The sequence below is a fragment of the Streptomyces sp. UC4497 genome (genome assembly GCF_054871485.1).
The window spans coordinates 106,299-124,299 of the sequence record NZ_JBTYHB010000008.1; the positions used below are offsets into that span (position 1 = coordinate 106,299).

Annotated in this window: 14 protein-coding genes and 1 pseudogene; 7 read left to right on the top strand and 8 right to left on the bottom strand. The window is 73.2% G+C overall.

Going from position 1 to position 18,001, the window contains the following annotated elements; all coding sequences use genetic code 11:
• Window positions 1-41: 41 nt before the first annotated feature.
• Window positions 42-866, top strand: coding sequence for an SAM-dependent methyltransferase (locus ACYSUO_RS13720; RefSeq protein WP_461776348.1), 825 nt, complete (start codon window positions 42-44; stop codon window positions 864-866).
• Window positions 867-920: 54 nt separating this feature from the next.
• Here ACYSUO_RS13720 and ACYSUO_RS13725 read toward each other — a convergent pair whose 3' ends face one another.
• On the bottom strand, window positions 921-1,691 hold the full coding sequence (locus ACYSUO_RS13725) for an IclR family transcriptional regulator (RefSeq protein ID WP_461776349.1): 771 nt from the start codon (window positions 1,689-1,691) through the stop codon (window positions 921-923).
• 81 nt (window positions 1,692-1,772) lie between these two features.
• Between ACYSUO_RS13725 and asnB the strand changes: the two genes are divergently transcribed.
• Window positions 1,773-3,323 carry an asparagine synthase (glutamine-hydrolyzing) gene (gene asnB, locus ACYSUO_RS13730; RefSeq protein WP_461776350.1) on the top strand — a complete coding sequence of 517 codons (1,551 nt, stop codon included), beginning with the start codon at window positions 1,773-1,775 and terminating at the stop codon, window positions 3,321-3,323.
• 9 nt (window positions 3,324-3,332) lie between these two features.
• Here asnB and ACYSUO_RS13735 read toward each other — a convergent pair whose 3' ends face one another.
• Window positions 3,333-4,184, bottom strand: coding sequence for a fructosamine kinase family protein (locus ACYSUO_RS13735; protein ID WP_461776351.1), 852 nt, complete (start codon window positions 4,182-4,184; stop codon window positions 3,333-3,335).
• Between the two features lie 115 nt (window positions 4,185-4,299).
• Between ACYSUO_RS13735 and ACYSUO_RS13740 the strand changes: the two genes are divergently transcribed.
• Window positions 4,300-5,019 (top strand): type 1 glutamine amidotransferase, encoded by a 720-nt coding sequence (locus tag ACYSUO_RS13740; RefSeq protein ID WP_461776352.1) that lies wholly within the window; start codon window positions 4,300-4,302, stop codon window positions 5,017-5,019.
• Here the strand turns inward: ACYSUO_RS13740 and ACYSUO_RS13745 are convergent.
• Window positions 4,979-6,280 carry a benzoate/H(+) symporter BenE family transporter gene (locus tag ACYSUO_RS13745; RefSeq protein WP_461776353.1) on the bottom strand — a complete coding sequence of 434 codons (1,302 nt, stop codon included), beginning with the start codon at window positions 6,278-6,280 and terminating at the stop codon, window positions 4,979-4,981. The genes ACYSUO_RS13740 and ACYSUO_RS13745 overlap by 41 nt on opposite strands.
• Before the next feature lie 108 nt (window positions 6,281-6,388).
• Here ACYSUO_RS13745 and ACYSUO_RS13750 point away from each other — a divergent pair, with 108 nt between their 5' ends.
• Entirely contained in the window at window positions 6,389-6,928 is a 540-nt protein-coding gene (locus ACYSUO_RS13750; protein ID WP_461776354.1) for a helix-turn-helix domain-containing protein, read from the top strand.
• Window positions 6,929-6,941: 13 nt separating this feature from the next.
• Here ACYSUO_RS13750 and ACYSUO_RS13755 read toward each other — a convergent pair whose 3' ends face one another.
• Both ACYSUO_RS13755 and ACYSUO_RS13760 read right to left on the bottom strand, forming a co-directional pair.
• A complete protein-coding gene (locus tag ACYSUO_RS13755; RefSeq protein WP_461776355.1) occupies window positions 6,942-7,763 on the bottom strand; it encodes a LolA-like protein in 822 nt (273 codons plus the stop codon).
• Window positions 7,764-7,914: 151 nt separating this feature from the next.
• Window positions 7,915-9,453: a PstS family phosphate ABC transporter substrate-binding protein gene (locus ACYSUO_RS13760; protein ID WP_461776356.1), complete on the bottom strand. Its 1,539-nt coding sequence runs from the start codon at window positions 9,451-9,453 to the stop codon at window positions 7,915-7,917.
• 111 nt (window positions 9,454-9,564) lie between these two features.
• Here ACYSUO_RS13760 and ACYSUO_RS13765 point away from each other — a divergent pair.
• From ACYSUO_RS13765 to ACYSUO_RS13775, 3 genes and pseudogenes are all read left to right on the top strand, one after another.
• Window positions 9,565-9,951: pseudogene (locus tag ACYSUO_RS13765) on the top strand (GlxA family transcriptional regulator); the annotation flags it as partial.
• Between the two features lie 121 nt (window positions 9,952-10,072).
• The gene (locus ACYSUO_RS13770; protein ID WP_461776357.1) at window positions 10,073-12,598 is read left to right on the top strand and encodes an ATP-dependent Clp protease ATP-binding subunit; all 2,526 of its coding nucleotides are present in this window, start codon (window positions 10,073-10,075) and stop codon (window positions 12,596-12,598) included.
• 86 nt (window positions 12,599-12,684) lie between these two features.
• The gene (locus ACYSUO_RS13775; protein WP_461776358.1) at window positions 12,685-13,083 is read left to right on the top strand and encodes a hypothetical protein; all 399 of its coding nucleotides are present in this window, start codon (window positions 12,685-12,687) and stop codon (window positions 13,081-13,083) included.
• A gap of 16 nt (window positions 13,084-13,099) precedes the next feature.
• Here the strand turns inward: ACYSUO_RS13775 and ACYSUO_RS13780 are convergent, their stop codons facing one another.
• The 3 genes from ACYSUO_RS13780 to ACYSUO_RS13790 all read right to left on the bottom strand — a co-directional run bounded on the left by ACYSUO_RS13780 (window position 13,100) and on the right by ACYSUO_RS13790 (window position 17,877).
• Window positions 13,100-13,708 carry a DUF6629 family protein gene (locus ACYSUO_RS13780; protein ID WP_461776359.1) on the bottom strand — a complete coding sequence of 203 codons (609 nt, stop codon included), beginning with the start codon at window positions 13,706-13,708 and terminating at the stop codon, window positions 13,100-13,102.
• A 55-nt stretch (window positions 13,709-13,763) separates the two neighbouring features.
• Window positions 13,764-15,179 carry an FAD-binding oxidoreductase gene (locus ACYSUO_RS13785; RefSeq protein ID WP_461776360.1) on the bottom strand — a complete coding sequence of 472 codons (1,416 nt, stop codon included), beginning with the start codon at window positions 15,177-15,179 and terminating at the stop codon, window positions 13,764-13,766.
• A gap of 100 nt (window positions 15,180-15,279) precedes the next feature.
• Window positions 15,280-17,877: an ATP-binding protein gene (locus ACYSUO_RS13790; RefSeq protein ID WP_461776361.1), complete on the bottom strand. Its 2,598-nt coding sequence runs from the start codon at window positions 17,875-17,877 to the stop codon at window positions 15,280-15,282.
• Window positions 17,878-18,001: the final 124 nt, after the last annotated feature.

Sequence of the window (18,001 nt, forward strand, 5' to 3'; positions counted from 1 at the left end):
CACGCATCGCCCCGCCCGCTCAGCGACGTTGGAGAGTCCTCATGACAGCACCCATCCCCAAGCTCTCGGCTTCGCTCGAGCAGGGGAGGCCCCATTCCCGGCCCCGTATCGACACCAGCCAGGCGCACCCCGCGCGGGTCTACGACTGGCTGCTCGGCGGGAAGGACAACTACCCCGTCGACGAGGCCGTCGGCGAGCAGCTGCCGCCCGAGGCGCGGGACGCGGCGCGGCAGAACCGGGAGTTCATGCACCGGGCCGCCGCCTGGCTCGCCGGGCAGGGCGTCGACCAGTACCTGGACATCGGCACCGGCATCCCGACCGCGCCGAACCTGCACCAGATCGTGCAGCGGATCGTCCCGGCGGCCAAGGTCGTCTACACCGACAACGACCCCATCGTGCTGCGGCACGCGCAGGCGCTGCTCGTCAGCAGCCCCGAGGGCGCCACCGACTACATCGAGGGCGATGTCCGCGAGCCGGACGCCATCCTCGAACACGCCCGCACCGTCCTGGACTTCGACCGGCCGATCGCCCTGTCGCTGATCGCGCTGATGCACTTCATCCCGGACGACGAGGAGGCGTACGGCATCGTCTCCAGGCTGGTGTCCGAGCTGCCGCCCGGCAGTCACCTGGTGCTGTCCAACGCCTCCAGCGACATCTTCCCCGAGCTGGTCGAGAAGGTCGTGGCCCAGTACACGAAGGCCGGGATCCAGCTGGGCTTCCGCACCCGCGACGGGGTGGCGCGGTTCTTCAAGGGGCTCGACCTCGTCGAGCCGGGTCTGGTGACCGCCACGGAGTGGTTCCGCGGCGAGCCCGCTCCCGCGCCCGAGCCGAGCGGCATCTACTCGGGCGTCGCCCGGATCTCCTGAATACGGATTTCCTGAATTCGGGTTTCCGTCATACGGATATACGGATTTCCTGAGTCACGCGGACGGCGGCGCGCCATTGAGCCGGGCCGACAGCTGGTGCGCCGCCGCGACCACCGCCTCCGCGACCCCTGGCAGCGCCTCCGGCGGCAGCCGGAACACAGGTGCCGACACATTGACGGCCGCCACCACATCGCCCCGGTGGTCGTGCACCGGCACGGCGACCGCGGTCAGGCCCGGCTCCATCTCCTCCGCCGCCAGCGCGAAGCCGCGCGCCCGCTCCGCCCGCAGCCGCTCCAGGACGGCCGGTACGTCGCGGGGCGCCGCGTCCGTGCCGGGCAGCGGGGCTCCGTTCTCGGTCGTCAGGAGCGCCGCCACCTGGTCGTCGGGCAGCCCGAACAGCAGGGCGCGGCCCGCGGACGTGCAGTTCAGGGGCGAGGTGCGGCCGATCCACTCGTGCGCCTGGAGGCCGCGCGAGGTGCGCTCGGTGAGCACCGTCACCACGCCGTGCCCGGACAGCACCGTCAGATACGCCGGCTCCCCGACGCGGTGCACCAGATCCCGCAGGACCGGCGGCGCCTCCCCGTACAGCCGCTCCTCGCCCGCCGACGAGGCCAGCGCGAGCAGCTGCCAGCCGACGCGATAGCGCAGCGTGCGCGGGTCCCGCTCCAGGAACCCTTCCTGCGCCAGGACCTTCAGGGTCCGTGACACCTGCGTCTTCTCCCGGCCCACCGCCCGGGCCACTTCCTGTACGCCCATCGGGCCCTGCGCGAGCGCGCGCAGCACGTCCAGCGCGCGGTGCACGCTGCTCAGGTTCTCCGCTGCCATGACGCAAGCGTGCCACAGCGGCGTGCGTATAGAGCAACTCGCATTGTTCCATTCGCACGGACCGCTCTATGGTCGATCGACATGTGCGGAATCGCAGCCATACACAGTCATCACGGAAGTCCCGACAGTCCCGACACCGAGTGCGCCGACGCGGCGGCACAGGGCATGCTCGACCGGCTCGCCCACCGCGGGCCCGACGACAGCGGGACCCGGACGGTCGGCGGCCACAGCTGGCTCGGCCACCGCCGCCTCTCCATCGTCGACCTCGACGGCGGACACCAGCCCCTCGGCGGCACGGACGGCGACGACGACTGGTCGCTCGTGTGCAACGGCGAGATCTACAACCACCAGACACTGCGCGAGGAACTGCCCGCCGAGGCGTTCGGCTCCTCCTCCGACTCGGCGGCGGCGCTCGCCGTGCTGCGCACGGACGGGCCCGAGGGTCTGCTCCGGCTGTGCGGCATGTGGGCGCTGTGCGCGGCCACCCCGGGCGGCCGGTTCGTCGCCGCCCGCGACGCCATCGGCATCAAGCCCCTGTACTGGGCGCGCACCGACACCGCCGTGCACTTCGCCTCCGAACTGCGCGCGTTCCACCCCGACGTCCAGCCGAACGCCGAGATCTTCCCGCCCGGTCACTGGTGGACGCCCGAGGACGGTCTGCGCCGCTTCGCGGAGCCGGTTCCCGAGGCGACCGGTTCCTGGGGCGGGGTGTCCGAGCAGGTCGTCGAGAAGGCCACCTTCGAGGCCGTCGCCGATTCCGTCCGCCGGCATCTGATGGCGGACGTCGAGGTCGGCGTGTTCCTCTCCGGCGGGCTCGACTCCAGCCTCGTCGCCGCGGTCGCAGCCGACGAGTACGCCCGCCAGGGCCGCCGCCTCAAGACCTTCGCCGTCGGCACGGAGGACTCCCCGGACCTGCTCGCCGCGCGGGACGCCGCCGCGTTCCTGGGCACCGAGCACCACGAGGCGGTGCTCGACGCCGAGGCCGCGGCGCGGGTGCTCGACGAGGTGGTCGGGTGCGTGGAGTCCTTCGACGCCAGCCTCATCCGCAGCGCCGTCCCGAACTGGTTCCTGTCCGAACTCGCCTCCCGGCACGTCAAGGCCGTGCTCACCGGTGAGGGCGCCGACGAACTCTTCGCCGGATACGGCTACTACCACGAGCGGCACGCCGCTCCCGACGAGCTGGACGCCGAACTGCGGCGCACCATAGGCGCGTTGCACGGCCTCAACCTCCAGCGCTGCGACCGCGTCACCATGGCCCACGGCCTGGAGGCACGCGTCCCGTTCCTCGACCGCGACGTCATCGCGCACGCCATGTCACTGCCCGCGCCCGTCAAGGGACTTGAGGCCGACGGCATGGAGAAGGGCCACCTGCGCCGCGCCTTCACGGGCTGGCTCCCGGAGCACCTGCTGTGGCGGCGCAAGGAGCAGTTCGGCACGGGCAGCGGCGCGGAGAGCGTCCTGAGCCCGCTGTGGGACAGCCGCATCACGGACGCGGAGTTCGCGACGGCGACCACCGAGGTCGGGGCGCCCGAGCTGCGCAGCAAGGAGGAGCTCGGCTACTACCGAACGTTCCGGGCCGCGCTGCCCGGCGTACGCCCGGAGGCGGTGCTCACGCGGTTCGCGACGGCGTAGGCCCAACGACTACCCGAGCTGTGAGCGGGCCGCGGCCACCGCCTGCTCGGCGTAGCCGCGGCCGAACAGCACGGTGTGCACCAGGAGCGGGAAGAGCTGGTGCAGCGGGACGCGGTCGCGCCAGCCGGCGGCGAGCGGCGCCGCCTGCTGGTAGCCGTCGAGGATCCGGTCCAGGTGCGGCGCGCCGAACAGGTGCAGCATCGCCAGATCGGTCTCGCGGTGCCCGCCGTGCGCGGCCGGGTCGATGAGCCGGGCCGCGCCGTCGGCGCCCCACAACAGGTTGCCGTTCCACAGGTCGCCGTGCAGCCGCGCGGGCGACTCGGCGGGGCCCGCGAGCTCGGGCAGCCGCTCGCAGACCTGCTCGATCGGCTTCGCCTCGGCGGGGGAGACGGTGCCGGCGTCGACGGCTTCGCGCAGGTAGGGGAGCACCCGGTGGGCGGCGTACCAGCGCGGCCAGTCGTCGCCCGGCACATTGCGCATGGGGGCGAGCCCGATGTACGCCTCCGTCGGCCCTTCGGGCGGCGGCGCGCCGAACGCCGGGGCTCCGGCGCCGTGCAGCCGCGCGAGGTCCGCGCCGAACCGCTGCGCCGCGTCCGCGCTCGGCCGCCCCTGCGCGACCCGGTCGACGACCAGGCACCGCTCGTCGTAACCGTGCACGGCGGGCACCGCCACGGCGTCGGCCGCCGCGAGCCACCGCAGCCCGGCCGCCTCCGCGCGCGTTGCCGCCGGGGCGTCGGCCTGCTTCACCATCACCACGCGGCCGTCGTCGAGGGTGACCTCGCCGAGGTGGGACGACAGGCGGCGCTGAGCGGTGGCCGGACGGCCGGTGAAGCGGGTCGCTGCGGCTTCGAGTGCTGACATGCCCCTCAGCGTAGGACGACCGCGAGGCCGTTGACGTGGCGCGCCGCGCGCTGGTCTGCTGCGGTGATCAACGCGGGGCTCGACCCCGTCTACGTAGGGAACGAGGCGAACGCGGATGAGTACCACGGCAGTTGCTCCCGTCCTGGTCGTGCAGAACACCAAGAGCGGCGGCCCCGGCCGGGTCGGCGACTGGCTGCGCGAGGCGGGTCTCGCGCTCGAAGTGCTGCGTCCGTACGAGGGTGGGGAGATGCCCGGGACGCTCGACGGCAGGCCCCTGTTGGTGCTGGGCGGCGGCTTTCTGCCGGACGACGACGAACGTGCGCCCTGGCTGCCCGCCACCCGCCGCCTCGTCGCGGAGGCCCTCGACGGCGGCACGCCCGTCCTCGGCATCTGCCTCGGCGGCCAGCTGCTCGCACACGTCGCGGGCGGGCGTGTGCGGGGGAGTCACGGGCGGCCCGAGTACGGCAGTACCCGGATACGGCTGCGGCCCGAGGCCGCCGATGACCCGCTGCTGCACGGGCTCGGTGACACGGTTCCGGCGATCGAGCGGCACGTCGACCAGATCACCGAACTGCCGCCGGGCGCCGCCTGGTTGGCGTCCACCGAGGACTGTCCGCACCAGGCGTTCCGGGTGGGGGAGCGGGCCTGGGGTGTCCAGTTCCACCCGGAGGCGGAGGCTGCGCGGATCGCGGGGTGGGACCCGGTTCCGCTGGCCCGGCAGGGCTTCGACCGGGACCGACTGCACGCCGCGGCGGTGGCCGAAGAGGGCGCGGCCGTCGCGGCATGGTCAAAGGTCACACGGAGGTTCGCTCGGGTGTGCGCGACGATGCCGTGACCGGCCGGTCGGCGGGCGCCGACGGGGTGGGGCGGCGCCGTGCCACCGACGCGACGACCGTGGTGAGCACACCCGCGAGCAGGCCCCAGAACGCGGACCCGATGCCCAGCAGCGTCACGCCGGAGGCCGTCGCGAGGAAGGTGACGACGGCCGCCTCCCTGGACCGGGGATCGGACAGGGCGCCGGCCAGGGCGGACTCGATCGTGGCGAGCATGCCCACCCCGGCGACCGCCAGGACCAGCGCGTGCGGCATCGCGCCGAGCAGCGAGGCCACGGTCGCGCCGAGCAGGCCGACGCACAGATAGAAGACACCCGCCCACACGGCCGCGAGGTAGCGCCGCTTCCGGTCGGGGTGCGCCTCCTCCCCGGTGCAGATCGCGGCGGTCAGCGCCGCGAGGTTGAGGCCGAAGGCACCGAACGGGGCGAGCACCGCCTGCGCGACACCGGTCCAGGTCAGGACGGGCGAGATCGGCACCTCGTAGCCGGACGTGCGCAGCACGGCGACACCCGGCAGATTCTGCGAGGCCATGGTGACCACGAACAGCGGCACACCGACGCTGACGAGTACCTTCCAGTCGAACTCGGGAGCCGTGAACACCGGCTGCGCGAGCGACAGTTGAACCCGTTCCAGGTGCCAGCCACCGGCGATCACGGAGGCCACGACGCCGCCGGCGAGCGCGACCACCACGGCGTAGCGCGGCAGCAGTCGGCGGGCGAGCAGATACAGCGCGAACACCGGGAACGCGATCCCGAAGTGCCCGCCCATCTGCGAGAAGAGTCCCGTACCGAAGTTCAGGAGAACCCCCGCGAGCAGCGCGGAGGCGAGCGGCACCGGTATCCGGTCCATGAGCCGCGCGAACCACCCCGTCAGACCGCTCACCACGGTCAGCACGGCACTGAACACGAACGCGCCCACGGCCTTCTCCATGGACACCCCGCTGAGGCTCGTGGCAAGGAGTGCGGCCCCCGGCGTCGACCAGGAGGTGAGCACGGGCGCCTTGTTCCGCAGCGAGAGGCCCACGGTGGTCACGGCGATGCCCACCCCGAGCGCCAGCATCCACGAGGACACCTCCCGGGCGTCCGCCCCCGCGGTCCGCGCCGCGGTGAACACGATGGCGGCCGCGCTGGTGACACCGACGGTGGTCGCGATGAGCCCCGCCACCACGGCCGAGGGTGGTGCGAGGGCGCGGATGCGGGCGAGCGAGGACATGCGGGTGTCACTTCCGGGGGCAGGGGAGGGCAGGATGGTGGGAGCGCGCAAGGCGCCTCATAGAGCGTTCCATGAACAGAACGTTCTGTTTGTGGAACACTAAGGACGCGGATGGCGACACGTCAACACGCGCCGACCGGCGCGGGAGGGGGCCGGGCGATGGGGCTTGGTGACGAAGTGGGGCGCAGGCTGAAGCAGCTGCGCGTGGACAGCGGCCTGTCGCTGTCCGAACTCGCGCGCCGCTCGGGCGTCGGCAAGGGCACGCTCTCCGAGCTCGAGACCGGCCGCCGCAACCCCACCCTCGAAACCCTCTACGCCCTGACCACCGCGCTCGGCCGCCCGCTCAGCGCCGTGCTCGACGACCCGCCGCGGAGCGTGGGCGCGGGCGCGGCTGGTGTCTCCGGGAGTGCGGTCACCGCGGTGCTGATCGAACGGTACGAGGACGAGGACGCGGCCACCGATGTCTTCCGCGTCACCATCGCCGAGGGCGCGACCCAGGAGTCCGCGGCGCATGTCCCGCGCACCACGGAGAGCCTGATGGTGCTCTCGGGGACGGCCGTCGTCGGCCCGCCGGACGCACCCACGACCGCGGGGCCCGGCGGTCACGCCCAGTGGGCGGCGGACGCCCCGCACATCTACGGCGCGCCGGACGGTGACGTGCAGGGGATCCTCTTCGTCCGCTATCCGAAGGGAAGTTGACGGCTCCGAGGGTTCAGGCGGCGTGCGGCGCCTGCGACGGCTCGGTGTTGCGCAGGTCCGAGACGTCGATCGAGTCGTCCGCGGACGGCGTCTTCTTCGGTACCGCCTTGCCATAGTCGGTCAGCGTCATCGACAGGGACTCGTCGGACCCCTTCTCGGTGGCGCGCACCAGCCGGTGCGGCTCGTCGGCGGTGACGTAGAGGGTGGTGCGCTCCTTGCTGTCATCGCTCTTGGTGGAGGTCAGCGGCACGACCTCGGTGCCCGCGACCTTCTTCTGGTCGCCCTTCGTGAGCTCGTCCTTCGCGGCGCGGTTCGAGCCGTCCTTGAGGCGCTCGCGGAACGAGTCGAGGTCGCAGGTGCCGGACAGCCCGTCGAGCATCGGGTCGTCGGTCGTGCCGTGCACATAGCGGTCGCCGATCAGGTCGGCGGCCAACTCGCCGCTCCGGCCCGGGAATTGGGCCTTCCAGAACGTGGCGTCCGGCTTGATCCACACCTCGTCGCCGCGCTTCACCAGGTCGACCCTGCCGCCCTTGGCCCCGCCGGTGCCCATGCGCAGCTCGCCCGTGCAGTTTCCGTCCTCGTCGAGACGCAGATCGATGAGCGCGGGAGTGCGGGTGTCCTTGTCGTCGGCGCCGTTCCGCATCGTCAGATGCAGGGACTTCGCGTCCAGGAGTTCCTTCTTCGCCGCGTCGGCGAGTTCCTGCGCGCTCTTGTCCTTGGCGTCGCCGTCGTCGGCCAGGGCGGGTCCCGCGGAGAACAGGCTCGCGCACACGAACGCCGCGGCGACGGGCGCCCGCGCGGCCCGGTGCAGCCGGGTCGGGGTCGGTCCGGCCATCACGTCACCTCGCCTTCCCGGACGCACGGCACGTCCGAAATACCCGTAAATTGTACGTTCTGCGGGGTGTCGGTGTCGTCCGCGAGGCGCGCGCCAGGCGTCGTCCGTGAGGTGTGCTTCGTGAGGCGCCTGGCGCGAGGTGCCCCGCGCGTCAGGCGTCCTTGCCGCACACCCGCAGCCCCACCGGCGTCCCGCACGGAAGGTGACCGTGTGTGGCGACGACACCCTTGCCCGTGCCGTTGTCGACGGCGTACGAGAGGAAGCTGGAGGCCAGCGAGTCCGCCGGCGGGCGGCCGTAGGTGTACGCGTACTCGATCTCGCGGTACGGATAGCCGCCCGCGTCGAGCCGGTCCGGGTCCGGGGTGTGGCCGTCGAGGGTGAGACGGTGCAGGCCCTTCGGCGCGTCCGGCGGCGACGCGGCGCGCAGCTCGCTGTAGCCGAGTGCGCCCGGCGTGTGGGCCACGGTGTCGAGGACCTGCCCCGTGGAGTCCAGCTCGCAGCGCAGTACGCGGGCGCCGGTGCGGGCCGTGCGGTTGACGCAGTCGTCCGAGGAGGCGGGCGGCTCGTCCGCGCCCGCGAGCACCCGCGACGTGAGCGCGGACCGGGTGCCCGAGCCGGAGGTGCGGCTGACCAGGACGACCGGCAGATCGGGGCCGCCGAGCTGGGACCAGTTGCGGATCTCGCCCCGGTAGACGCGCCGCACGTCGGCCACGGACAGGTTCGTCAGGCGGACGCCGTCGTGCGCGACGAGCGTGAACAGGGACACCGCGATACGGCTCTCGCTGAGCCGGGTGTAGCTGGTGGGGCGGGGCCCGTCGGAGAACGCTATGCGGCCTGCCGTGCTGCCCGACTCCTCACCGGACAGGGCGAGTTCACGCACTCCGGTGCGGCTGCCGCGCGCGGCGACCGTGATCCGCGGCTCGTCCCCGCAATGGTCGCGGTACTTCTGAGCCAGCTCCCTCATCACCGGGGCGAACGCCGTGGACCCGGTCAGCCGGAGCCTGCCCGACTCGCAGTCGTCCGGCAGCGGCGACGGCGTGAGCAGCGGCAGGGTCGCCGCCGCGATGAGCGCGACGCCGAGCGTGACCGTGGTCCAGCGGGCCCGGCTGCTGAACACCGGTGGCTTCTCGTCCGGCGTGAGGCTGTGGTTCTCGTGCAGCTTGCCGTCCTTGATGTCACCGGTGACGGTGACCTTGTCCCCTTCGCTGCCGCCCGTGAGCAGCACCAGGATCTTGTAGTACGCGCCCGGCTTCAGCGGGACCTTGGGGATGCGCAGCGTGCCGGGCGCCGCGACCACCAGGCCCGGCTCGTCCTCGAAGTGGCTCCACAGGCTGGCGTGTTCATCGGTCAGCGTGACATCGAGCGCCTGGATGCTGCGGCCGGGGAACTCGGCGGTGAGCCCGTGGTTCGCATCGATGTAGTCGGACGCCTCGACGTGCCGCGAGCCGTCGTTCTCGATGCGCAGCAGCACCAGGGTCGCGTCGCGCATCCCGGGCAGGTCGTTGAAGAGCCCGAAGCGCGGATCGCCCTCGCCGGCCGGGCCGTTGTGCCCTATCGCGATGTCCATCTGCTTGCGGAACCCGACCCGCTTGCTGCGCCGCGCCCTGCGGTCGGCCGCGAACGGCGTGGCCACGGAGACCACGCCGATCAGCAGCCCCGCGGTGGTGAGGGCGATCTCGAGCCATCCCATGCGGGGACGGTACGGTCCCGCCGACCCGGGCGGCGGGAACGGTCGCCGAGCTTCGCCCACTGTTCGTCGTCCGTTCAACGTCCCCGTCAGGAGCTGGTCGTGGAACCGGGCGTCATGCCGCTGGAGCGCGAGGGCGGCCAGGCCCAGTTCATCGTGCACGACCACGCGCCGACGCCGCAGGGCTCGACCTTCGAGCCGCTTCTCACCTGGCTTCAGGAGAACCTGGAGCGCGACCTCGGCCTCGCCGACATCGCCGCGCACGCGGGTGTCAGCACCCGCACCCTCATGCGCCGCTTCCGCGAACAGACCGGCAGCACGCCGTTGCAGTGGCTGCACCGCGCCCGGATCCGCCAGGCCCAGCACCTGCTGGAGACGACACCGCACTCCGTGGAGCGGATCGCCGCGCAGGTCGGCTTCGGCTCGCCCACCGCGTTCCGCGACCGCTTCAAGCGCACCACGGGCGTCAGCCCCCAGACGTACCGCCGTACCTTCACCTGACACGGCCGCCCCGTACGGCTCACGACGTTTATCCACGCCGCAGCGGGCTACGCGCATCCCGGACAAACGTCGACGAGGCAGCGCTGTCGCACGCGGACGGCGCGCGCCGGGACGGATGGGCATGAGCAGCGGATTCACCGGGTCCGACGGCTACGGGCAGGACCCCTTCGGCGACTTCTTCTCGCGGTTCCTCGGCGGTGGCCGACGGCAGATCGACATCGGCAGGCTGATGAGCGGGCCCGCCCGCCATCTCGTCGCCACGGCCGCGAACTACGCCACCGAGCACGGCCGGGGCGACCTCGACACCGGGCACCTGCTGTGGGCGGCGCTCTCCCTCGAACCCACCCGCGGCCTCGTGACCCGGGCGGGCGCCGACCCCGACCGGCTGGCGGAGGAGATCGACCGGCACGCGGGCGGCGGCGAGCCGAGCCGCACCCCGCAGTCCCTCTCCGTGACCCCCGCGGTCAAACGGGCCCTGCTCGACGCACATGTGATCGCGCGGGAGTCGGGCGTCGCCTACATCGGCCCCGACCACATCGTGTTCGCGCTCGCGGCCAACCCCGACTCGGCGGCGGGGCACCTCCTCAACCAGGCACGCTTCACCCCGGACCCGGCGCCGCAGACCCCGCCTCCGGGGTCTGCCGAGACCCGGCCCGGCGGCCAGCAGACGAGGAGCACGGCCTCCACCCCCAACCTGGACCGGTTCGGCGAGGACCTCACCGACCGGGCCCGCCAGGGCCGCCTCGACCCGGTCATCGGCCGCGACGAGGAGATCGAGCAGACCGTCGAGGTGCTCTCCCGCAGGGGCAAGAACAACCCCGTGCTCATCGGTGACGCCGGCGTCGGCAAGACCGCCATCGTCGAGGGTCTCGCCCAGCGCATCGCCGACGGCGACGTACCCGAGACGCTCTGCGGGCGCCGCCTCGTCTCGCTCGACCTGTCGGGCGTCGTCGCGGGCACCCGCTACCGGGGCGACTTCGAGGAACGCCTGAACGGCATCATCGACGAGGTGCGTGCCCACGCGGACGAACTCATCGTGTTCATCGACGAGTTGCACACGGTCGTCGGCGCCGGCGCGGGCGGTGGCTCCGAAGGCGGCTCGATGGACGCCGGTAACATGCTCAAACCCGCCCTGGCGCGCGGCGAGTTGCACGTCATCGGCGCCACCACCCTGGAGGAGTACCGGCGGCACATCGAGAAGGACGCCGCGCTCGCCCGCCGCTTCCAGCCGATCCTGGTGCCCGAACCGTCGACGGCCGACGCCGTGGAGATCCTGCGCGGACTGCGCGACCGCTACGAGGCGCACCACCAAGTCCGGTACGCCGACGAGGCGTTGCTCGCCGCCGTCGACCTCTCCGACCGCTACCTCACCGACCGCTTCCTGCCGGACAAGGCCATCGACCTGATGGACCAGGCCGGCGCCCGCGTCCGGCTGCGCGACCGCACCAAACCCACCGACGTACGCGCCCTGGAACGCCAGGTCGACGACCTCACCCGCGACAAGGACGAGGCGGTGGCCGCCGAACAGTACGAGCGGGCCACCGAACTGCGCGACCGCATCGCCGAGTTGACCGGCCGGATCGAGGGAGCCCGCGATCCCGACCCCGGCGACGGGCACATCGTCGAGGTGTCCGCGGAGGACATCGCCGAGATCGTGTCCCGGCAGACCGGCATCCCCGTCAGCAGCCTCACCAAGGAGGAGAAGGAGCGCCTCCTCGGCCTCGAACAGCATCTGCACGAGCGGGTCATCGGCCAGGACGAGGCCGTCACCGCCGTCGCCGAGGCCGTCCTGCGTTCCCGCGCCGGGCTCGCCAGCCCCGACCGGCCGATCGGCAGCTTCCTCTTCCTCGGCCCCACCGGAGTCGGCAAGACCGAACTGGCCCGCGCCCTCGCCGAGGCACTCTTCGGCAGCCAGGAGCGCATGGTCCGGCTCGACATGAGCGAGTTCCAGGAGAAGCACACCGTCTCCCGCCTGGTGGGCGCGCCGCCCGGATACGTCGGCCACGAGGAGGCCGGGCAGCTCACCGAGGCCGTGCGCCGGCACCCGTACTCGCTGATCCTGCTCGACGAGGTGGAGAAGGCACACCCCGACGTCTTCAACACGTTGCTGCAGGTCCTCGACGACGGACGCCTCACCGACGCGCAGGGCCGCACGGTGAACTTCACCAACACGGTCATCGTGATGACCAGCAACCTCGGCTCCGAGGCCATCGCCGGACGCGGCGCCGCGCTGGGATTCCGCGTCGACGGCACCGAAGCCGACGAGACCGCACGCCGCGAACAGGTGATGCGCCCGCTGCGGGAGCACTTCCGGCCGGAGTTCCTGAACCGCGTCGACGAGATCGTGATCTTCCGGCGGCTCAGCACCGAACAGCTGGCCTGCATCACCGACCTCCTCCTCGACGAGACCCGGCGCCGCCTCGCCGCCCAGGACATCACCATCGAGTTCGCCCCCGAAGCCGTCGAGTGGCTGGCCCGGCGAGGCCACCAGCCCGAGTACGGGGCGCGCCCGCTGCGCCGCACCATCCAGCGCGAGGTCGACAACCGGCTCTCCCGGATGCTGCTCGACGGCGAGATCGCGGCGGGCGGCCGGATCCGGGTCGAGGCGGGCGACGGCGCCCTCACCGTCCGGCCGCAGGAGACGTAACCCCTGGTCGCGTACGACGTTGAGGTGCGCGAAGCGCGGGCACTGGGCTGCGCGCACCACGTCGTACGAGACACAGGGAGTCACCCATGCGGGACATCATGCGGGCCGCCTTCAAGAAGACCTTCGCCACGGTCGCGGCGGCCGTCGCCGCGCTCGGCTGCGTCATCGCCGCCGGGCAGCCGGCCGCCGCCGACGGCAAGTGGTGCAACAACGCGGTGTGCATCGAGACCTACGACAGCGGCACGTACCTGGGCCGCGTCGAGGTGTCCGTCGTGAACACCAACCAGCCGCACCGCATCTCCGCCCGCGTGTGGACCACGAACGGCTGGAGCGCCAACACGAAGGTCGAGGACGTCGACGCCTTCCGCACCTACCGCGACCAGGCCTACCCCCAGCGGCACTTTCCGGCCGGCACCCGGCTGTGTGCCGAGGGCTTCCGAGGGGGCGAGAGCGTCGGCCTGCCCTGTGTGACGATCACCGACTGACCGCGGCCCGGCAGCGTCACTCCCGCAGCCACCGGTAGAGCACCACCGAGCACAGCGCGGCGCCGGCGCACCACGTGGACATGAACTCCCAGCGCCACAGCGCCGCGCACACGGCCGCGGCGACCGCCGCCAGCACACCGAGCAGGACCAGGCCCCGCTCGCCCGACAACAGCAGCGAGCCGACCGTCGCCAGCAGATAGCCCGCCAGCAGCCACCCGGCGCCCGGAATGCCGACCGAATAGCCCATGGTGTGGCCGCGGACCTCGGCGGTCACCGTGCTCGTCGCCAGGACGTGCACGAGCACGCCCGCCGTCACGACGCCCGCCGCGAGCGGCACGAGCAGCCGACGGCGGGCGTCCGGCACCACCGCGCACCACACGCCCACCGGCACCCACAGCGGCAGCAGCGGCAGCGCGATCACCGCCCACGCGAGGACTACCGGGCCCGTGCCACCGAGGTCGTTCCAGATCACCGCCTCGATGATCTGGTGCGCCCCGAGCAGCAGCGGCAGCGCCGCGAGCGGCAGGGCCCGCGGCCGGGTGCGTGCCGCCCGCGACACGCACCCCACGCCCACCGCGGCGATCGCGCCACCCGCCACGAGATCGGCCGTCGCACTCCAGCACATGCGACCACGCTACGTTTCCGCAGGCCGGACGGCGCGTCGTGAGGGCACGGCCGCGCTAGGGCCGCACGTTGTCCTGCGCGGCCGGGTCGGGCTGGATGTTCTGGTTGCCCCGGAACACGTTGTCCGGGTCGAGGGCCGCCTTGACGCGGGCCAGGCGGGCGTAGTTTCCGCGGTAGCTCGCCCGCACCCGCTCCTGCCCCTCGTCCATCATCATGTTCACGTAGGCGCCGCCCGCCGAGTACGGATGCAGGGCCTCGAAGTAGTCGACCGTCCAGCGCCGCAGCAGATCCGCGTTGGCCGGGTCCGGGTCGACGCCCGCGAACACGCTCGCCCAGCGCGCGTCCCGATAGCTGAACGCGGTGTCGGACGGTCCGACGTCGTGAGCTGCGCCGTCGATCGGATACAGGTGCATCGTCGACTGCATGGACGGCGTGTCGGGCCCGAACTTCGCGTGCAGCTCCACGGCCTCGTCGGGGATCTCGCGGACGAAGTCGGCGCGCCAGTACCACTGGTCGCCCGGCGGGTACAGGCCGTCGAACATTGACTGCATCGTGGGGTGCGGCATCGGCGCGACCGCGTGCAGCAGCGGCGCGGGCAGGTCACCGAGCAGCGGCGCCATCGCGCGCTCGGCCGCCTCCGGGTCCCCGGACGTGTGACACCACACGACCCCGCACACCTTCCGCATGTGCAGCTCCTCGGGGAACGGCGGCGCCGGCGGCACCGACCCGAACAGGAAGAAGCCGTTGACGTCGCGAGGCGCGGAGGGCAGGAACTCGCGGTAGGCGGCGAGGACTTCGGCGCTCTGCTCGGCCGGCCAGAACGTCGGCCCTGCCACCACCGTGCCCACTTCGTGCAGCCGGAACGTGAAGGACGTGACGACGCCGAAGTTGCCGCCGCCGCCCCGGATCGCCCAGAACAGGTCCGTGTTGGTGTCGGCGTCCGTGCGCACCGGGGTGCCGTCCGCGAGGACGACCTCCGCCGCCAGGATGTTGTCCACGGTCAGTCCGTAGCCCCGGGTGAGGTGGCCGAGGCCGCCGCCGAGCGTGAGGCCGCCGACGCCGGTGGTGGAGATGATGCCGCTGGGCGTGGCCAGGCCGTGCTCGTGCGTCACCGTGTCGACCTGGCCCCAGGTGGCGCCGCCGCCGACCGTCACGGTGCGGGCGGCCGCGTCGACCTGGACGGAGTTGATGGGCGACAGGTCGGCGACCACGCCGGCCTCGCAGGTGCCGAGTCCGGCGCCGTGGTGGCCGCCGCCGCGCACCGCGAGCGGAAGTTCGTGGCGGCGGGCGAAGGCGATCACCTTCGCCACGTCGGCCGCGCCTGCGCAGTGCGCGACGAGCGCGGGACGCCGTTCGATCATCGCGTTGTAGACGGCGCGGGCCTCCTCGTACCCGGGGTCCTTGGGGCCGGTCAACATCCCCTGGAATCCGGTCAGTTCGCGGCGTGCGGTCTGTGCGGGTGTGCTGGTCATGCGGTCCCCCGTGTCGAGTGGGTGTCGTCCGCTCCGTTCTACGGGCGTTGCATGCCGTCGGGCATGCGTGGGCGACACCCACCTCGGGCCGGGCGGGTACCTACGTTTCGCCGGCCGCCGTGAGCCCGATCTCCGCGGCCCGCTGGGCGGCCCGGCGGCGGGTGGGCGCGTCGAACTTCTCCAGGATCGCGCGGACGTGGTTGTCGACCGTGCGGACCGAGAGGACGAGGCGTCCGGCGATCTCCGCGTTGGTCAGGCCCGCCATCAGGAGCCGCACCACCTGGAGTTGACGGTCGGTCAGGCCCGCCGGGTTGCCGCGCGCCGCCGCGTACGGGCCGCGGGGGACATGGCGTACACCGAGTTCACGGAGTTCGGCGCGGACCAGGCGGGCGAGCGGCGCCGCGCCCAACGCGTCCAGGGTGGCGAGTGTGCTCAGCTTGACGGCCGGGTCGGGGCTCTGGGCGAGCGCGGCCGCCTCCTCGTACGGGCAGCCCGCCGTGTGCCACAGCTCGGCCGCCTTGTCCCACTGGCCCGCGGCCTGGAGCGCGTACGGATGGGTCGCCCCGTCGGCCGGTGCGGGCCTGCCCGCGCGTGCCAGCCAGTAGCCGAGCTCGTAGCGCTGCGGTGCGGCGAGTCTGCGGGCCCGCTCGTGCACCCACTCGGCGGCGTCGAGCACGCCCGCCCGGTCGCCGCGCAGCCACGCGGCCTCCGCGCGGGCCGCCGCGACCGGGCCGAGGCGCTGCAACTCATCGGTGCCGAGCGCGATCCGCCAGGCCTGGTCGAGCAGTTCACCGCCGCCGGGTTGGCCGCGCCGCACCCGGACGCGGGCCAGGACCGTGAGGGCGGGGCAGCGGGCGGGCGGGAAGACGTCCGCGCCGAGCCGCGCGTACCGCTCGGCCTCTGCCCAGTCGCCCGCCGCGAACTTCCTTAGTGCCAGCTCGACATGAAGGTACGTCAGGAAACCGAGGTGCTCGGCCCGGTCGGCGAGGTCGATGGCGGGGGAGAGGAGCCGGTCCGCCTCGGTGAAGCGGAGCTCGTCGAGCAGCGACCAGACGATGTTGGCGTAGGCGCGGCACGCGTGCTCCACCTCGCCCGACTCGAGCGCCACCGCCAGGCTCTCCTCCAACTGCCGCTGCCCCAGCGGATCCCCGTCCCGCCAGCGCGCCGAGCCGACGTTGTTGAGCGCGTGCGCGAGAATCGCCGGGTCACCCGCCCGGCGCGCCAGCGTGATGGCCCGCTCGCCGTACTCGACGGCCTGGGCGTACGCGTCCGACAGCATCCGCAACTGCGCCGTATTGCTGAGCGCGAGCGCCAACAGCCGGTCGTCACCGGCTGGTTCAAGCACCGCCAGGGCCTCCCGTGCGGACGCCTCCGCCGCCGTCGCGTCGCCCGCCCACCAGTGGATCCGCGACAGCCAGCGCAGATCCGCGCCGAGCGCCCGCGGCTCGCCGAGCCCGCGACGCAGCTCCACCGCCTCCCGCTGCGCGGCGACGGCGGCGACCGAATCACCGATGGTGTAGCTCTCGACCGCGTACTGCTCCAGCAGCCCGGCCAGCTCGGCGGACCCGTAGCGCCCGCGCTGTCGCAGGACGAGGCGCAGATGCGCGGCGGCCTCCCGGTGCGCGCCCGCCCGCGCCGCGTCACGGGCGGCCCGGGGACCGTACCGCGCGACCGCGTCGAGGTCGCCTGCCGCCGCCGCGTGGTGCACGATCCGGGAACGGTCGGCGTCCGGCGCGGCCACCAGCGCGGCCAGCACCGCGCGGTCGAGCGCGATGCGCCGGGCCGCGGGCAGCGAGTCGGCCACCGCGCGGCGGATGATCTCGTGCCGGAACGCCACCCGGTCGGGCGCCACGACGAGCAGCCCACCCTGCTCGGCCGCGGCGAGGGCGTCGTCGCCCTGCGGGACCAGCGCGTCGACCATGGAGCGCTCCACGGCCGACGGCACCACGGCCAGCTGCTCGAGCGCGTCGCGTGTGCGGTCGTCCAGTCGGCGGAGCCGGGCCAGGACCGCGTCCACCACCGTCGGCGGCACCACTCCGGTGCCGCCGGCCGCCACGACCTCGGCGACGAAGAACGGATTGCCCGACGTCGCCGCGTACACCTGCGCCGCGTCGAGCCCGGCCGCCGCGCACAGGCTGCCGACGGCCCGGCGCGAGAGTGGAGCGAGGGGCAGGCGGTGCACGCGGGCCGCGCCCGACACCTGGCCGAGCAGCTGGCGCAGCGGATGGCCGCGCCCCAGCTCGTCGTCCCGGTAGGTGAGCACGAGCACGGCGGGCAGCCGTTCGATGCGGCGCACCAGATACCGCAGCGCGTCGAGTGAGGCCTCGTCCGCCCAGTGCACGTCCTCCACGACGAGCACGGCGGGGTGCGGGGCGCCGGCCAGCTCGGCGTGCAGCGCCTCGTAGATCCGGTGCCGGTCCCCGGCGTCGCGCACGGCGCGGGCCAGATCGGCGCCGACGCTGCCGACGAGGTCGCGCAGCGGGCCGAGCGGGCGGCCGGTGGCCAGGTCGTCGCAGTGGCCCACGAGGAGGCGGGCGGTGGGCGGCAGCACGGTGGGCAGGGCCCGGACCAGGGACGACTTTCCGATGCCGGCCTCGCCGAGGACGAGTGTGATCGAACCGTCGCCGTCCGCGGCGTCCCTTGCGGCGTCGGCCAGTCGCCCCAGTTCGAGATCCCGCTCGAGGATCCCCCCGTCCATACGGGGATCCTCGCACCGGAGGGCGTCCGCCGGGAGCGGGTGGCGGGGCGGATACGTCTATCGCCGGATGCGGTGCGTGCGGCCACGCGGGGGTGCGGTCGCGGGGCCCTGCCCCGGATCCCGC